The 3,506-nt window shown below is 70.9% G+C and carries 4 protein-coding genes; all 4 read left to right on the forward strand.

Features of this window, described 5'->3' with window-relative positions:
- A partial coding sequence (locus G6020_RS10455) for an AI-2E family transporter (protein WP_241732662.1) occupies positions 1-820 on the forward strand: 820 nt, incomplete at its 5' end.
- A gap of 26 nt (positions 821-846) precedes the next feature.
- A complete protein-coding gene (locus G6020_RS10460) occupies positions 847-2,058 on the forward strand; it encodes an acyl-CoA dehydrogenase family protein (RefSeq protein ID WP_182610580.1) in 1,212 nt (403 codons plus the stop codon).
- Complete coding sequence (locus tag G6020_RS10465; RefSeq protein ID WP_182610581.1) at positions 2,055-2,516, forward strand: hypothetical protein; 462 nt, start codon at positions 2,055-2,057, stop codon at positions 2,514-2,516. Before G6020_RS10460 ends, G6020_RS10465 begins: the two co-directional genes overlap by 4 nt.
- Before the next feature lie 120 nt (positions 2,517-2,636).
- Positions 2,637-3,506 (forward strand): alpha/beta fold hydrolase (locus G6020_RS10470; RefSeq protein ID WP_182610586.1); only part of this gene is annotated, 870 nt, incomplete at its 3' end.

Consider the following 3,506-nt stretch of genomic DNA (forward strand, 5'->3'; position numbering starts at 1 on the left):
GCTCCACCTGACCGCCGACCGGCTGCAGGAGGCCGTCACCCAGGTCCGCGCCTGGATCGAGTCCCACTCCGAGGCCGTGGCCGCCGGTGCGGTCCAGTTCGGGCACACGGCCGTCGACGCGGTGGCCGGTCTGCTCATCTGCCTGGTGGCACTGTTCTTCTTCCTCTATCAGGGGGAGAAGCTGTGGGCGTTCTTCGTCCGGTGGTTCCCCCGCGCGAGCCGCCTCAACGTCGACCGCGCGCTGCGACAGGGCTGGGGCAGCCTCGGCGCCTACACCCGGACGCAGCTCACCGTGGCCGCGATCAATGCCACCGGGGTCGGGCTCGGTGCGCTGGTGCTGCGCGTGCCCTTCGTGATCCCCATCGTGGTGGTGGTGTTCCTCGCGTCGTTCGTCCCCATCGTGGGCACCCTCGTCGCGGGGCTGATCCCCACCGCGCTGGCGCTGGTGGACCGGGGACCGGTGATCGCGATCGCGATGCTGGCGATCGTCCTGGTGGTCCACCAGGTGGAGTCGCACGTGCTGCAGCCCGTCCTCATGGGTCACGCGGTGGCCCTTCACCCGCTGGCCGTGATCGTGGTGGTGGCCTCGGGCACCTACCTGTTCGGCATCGTGGGAGCGCTGTTCGCCGTCCCCGTCACCGCCATGGTGAACACCGTGGTGCGGTACCTGGCAGGGGGGACGGGCGGGGACGTGGACCGGGAACCCGCCGAGGGGCCGGGACTGGTGCCCGACCGCGCCGTGGTCTCCGGGCCGGACGACGACTCCGGACCTGACGACGACGAGCCCGCGTCACCCGGCGGCGACCCCGCCACCCGCTGACCCACCACCCCCACCGAGAGGAACCGATGACCTTCAGCATGGAACTGACCGACGAGCAGCGCGAGCTGCAGGGCTGGGCCCACGCCTTCGCCGAGGAGGTCATCCGGCCGGCCGCCCGCGAGTGGGACGAGCGCGAGGAGACGCCCTGGCCGATCATCCAGGAGGCCGCCAAGATCGGGCTGTACGGCTACGAGATCATGGCCACGCTGCGGGAGGATGCCACCGGTCAGTCCTACCCGATCCTGTGCGAGGAGCTGTTCTGGGGAGACGGGGGGATCGGCTTGTCCATCATGGGTACCGGACTCGCCGCGGCAGGTATCGCCTCAGCCGGGACCACCGAACAGATCATCGAGTGGGTGCCCCGCTGCTACGGCACCGAAGCCGAACCGGCGGTCGGCGGGTTCTGCTCGTCCGAGCCGGAGGCCGGCAGCGACGTGGGCAACATGCGCACCCGGGCCCGCTACGACGAGGCCACCGACGAGTGGGTGATCTCCGGACTGAAGGCCTGGGTGACCAACGGCGGGGTGGCCTCGGTCCTCGTGGTGCAGGCGGTGGTGGACCCGGAGCTCGGTTCCCGCGGCCAGGCCGCCTTCGTCATGGAGGCCGGGACCCCCGGGATCGAGGCCGGACCCCGACTCAAGAAGCACGGACTGCGCGCGTCGGCGACCGCCGACATCTTCTTCGACGACGTCCGCGTGCCGGGCTCGGCGCTGCTGGGCGGCAAGGACAAGCTCGACGAGAAGCTGGCCCGCGCCCGGGAGGGCGAGCGGACCGGTGGCCAGGCGGCCATGGCGACGTTCGAACGGACCCGACCCACCGTGGGCGCGATGGCCGTGGGCATCGCGCGGGCGGCACACGAGTACGCGCTCGAGTACGCCAAGGGGCGGGTGGTGTTCGGCCGACCGATCATCGAGAACCAGGCCATCTCGTTCCTGCTCGCGGACATGGCGGTGGAGATCGACGCCTCTCGACTGCTGGTGCGCCGGGCCGCATGGTTGGGCGCGACCCGGCAGCCCATGGCCCGGGCCGAGGGGTCGATGTCCAAGCTCAAAGCCGGTCGTACCGCCGTGTGGGCCACCGAGCGTGCCATCCAGATCCTCGGCGGGGTGGGGTACACCCGCGAGTACCCGGTCGAGCGGATGCACCGCGACGCCAAGATCTTCGACATCTTCGAGGGCACCGAGCAGATCCAGCAGCTGGTGATCGCCCGCGCGATCTCCGGTCAGCGGTTGCCGTGACCGCCGTCGAGGTGGTGCGGTCGAGCGTGGTCCACGCGTCTCGCGACGAGGTGTGGGCGCGCGTGGTCACCGCGGACGGGGTCAGTGACGAGTTCCGGCCTCTGCTGCGGATGCGCTTCCCGGCGCGACTGGCGGGGGCCTCCATCGCGGACCTGCCGCTGGGCCGGTCGATCGGGCGGGCGTGGATCCTGCTCGGCGGGGTCATCCCGGTGGAGTACGACGACCTGGTCCTGGTCGACCTGGAGGCCCCCCGGTTCTTCCAGGAGCGTTCGGAGCTCGGGTCGTGTCGGGTGTGGGAGCACCGCCGAGAGCTCGAATCGCTGGCCGACGGCTCCACCCGCGTCACCGACACCCTGCGGGCCGTACCGCGTGCGCTGGTGCCCGGATCGGTCGTCCGTGTGGTGGTCGGGGCACTGTTCGCCCACCGGCACCGGCGGCTCGCGCGGGAGTTCGGATGAGCGTCCGGGCCGGATGTGATCGAGAGAACTGCTCCCCGGGCCCCTGAGGGCGCACAATGGGTCGAGGTGCTCCTTGCGACGAGGTACGGCGCGGAGACCGTCCCCGAGGGGGAATGCGACATGCAGAACAGCGATGTGCACAAGACCGAGATACAGCGGACAAGGCTCCACGGACGCGAGCTGGCGTACCGCGAGGCGGGAGCCGGCGAGGGCAAGCCGACGCTGCTCCTCATCCACGGCATGGCGGGCAGTTCCGTCACCTGGCGGGAATTGATCCCGCGTCTGGAATCGAGGTTCCACATCATCGCCCCCGACCTGCCGGGCCACGGGGAGAGCTCCCTCGACTTCGACGACTACTCGCTCGGGGCGATGGCCTCCGCCCTGCGCGACCTGCTGGTGGTCAAGGGCATCAGGCGGTGCACGGTGATCGGCCAGTCGCTCGGTGGCGGCGTGGCCCTGCAGTTCGTCTACCAGTACCCCGACTTCTGCGAGCGCATCGCGCTGATCGGCAGCGGCGGCCTGGGCAAGGAGGTCAACTGGATCCTGCGCCTGCTCGCGGTCCCCGGAGCCGAGCTCCTGCTGACCGCGGGTGCGGCCCCGTTCCTGGTGTCCGCCGGGGACAAGGCCCGCGGGTTCCTCACCGGCAGGGGAGTCCGCGCGATCGCGCTCGAGGAGCCGTGGGCGGCGTACGAGTCGCTCGGCAGGCCCGGGCACCGGCGCACGTTCTTCAAGACCCTCCGCGCGGTCGTGGACAACAAGGGGCAGGCCGTCTCCGCCAGCAACAGGCTCTATCTGGCGGCGCAGTTGCCCTTCCAGCTGATCTGGGGCGACCGCGACCCGATCATCCCCGTCTCGCACGGACACACCACCCACGAGGCGATCCCGGGCAGCCGGCTCGCGATCGTCGAGGGCACCGGGCATTATCCGCACGTCGAGGACCCCGCCGCGGTCGAGCGGATCCTGGTCGACTTCATGGAGTCGACCGAGCCG

Origin of the sequence: Dietzia sp. B19, from assembly GCF_014145155.1 — a bacterium.
GTDB lineage: Bacteria > Actinomycetota > Actinomycetes > Mycobacteriales > Mycobacteriaceae > Dietzia > Dietzia natronolimnaea.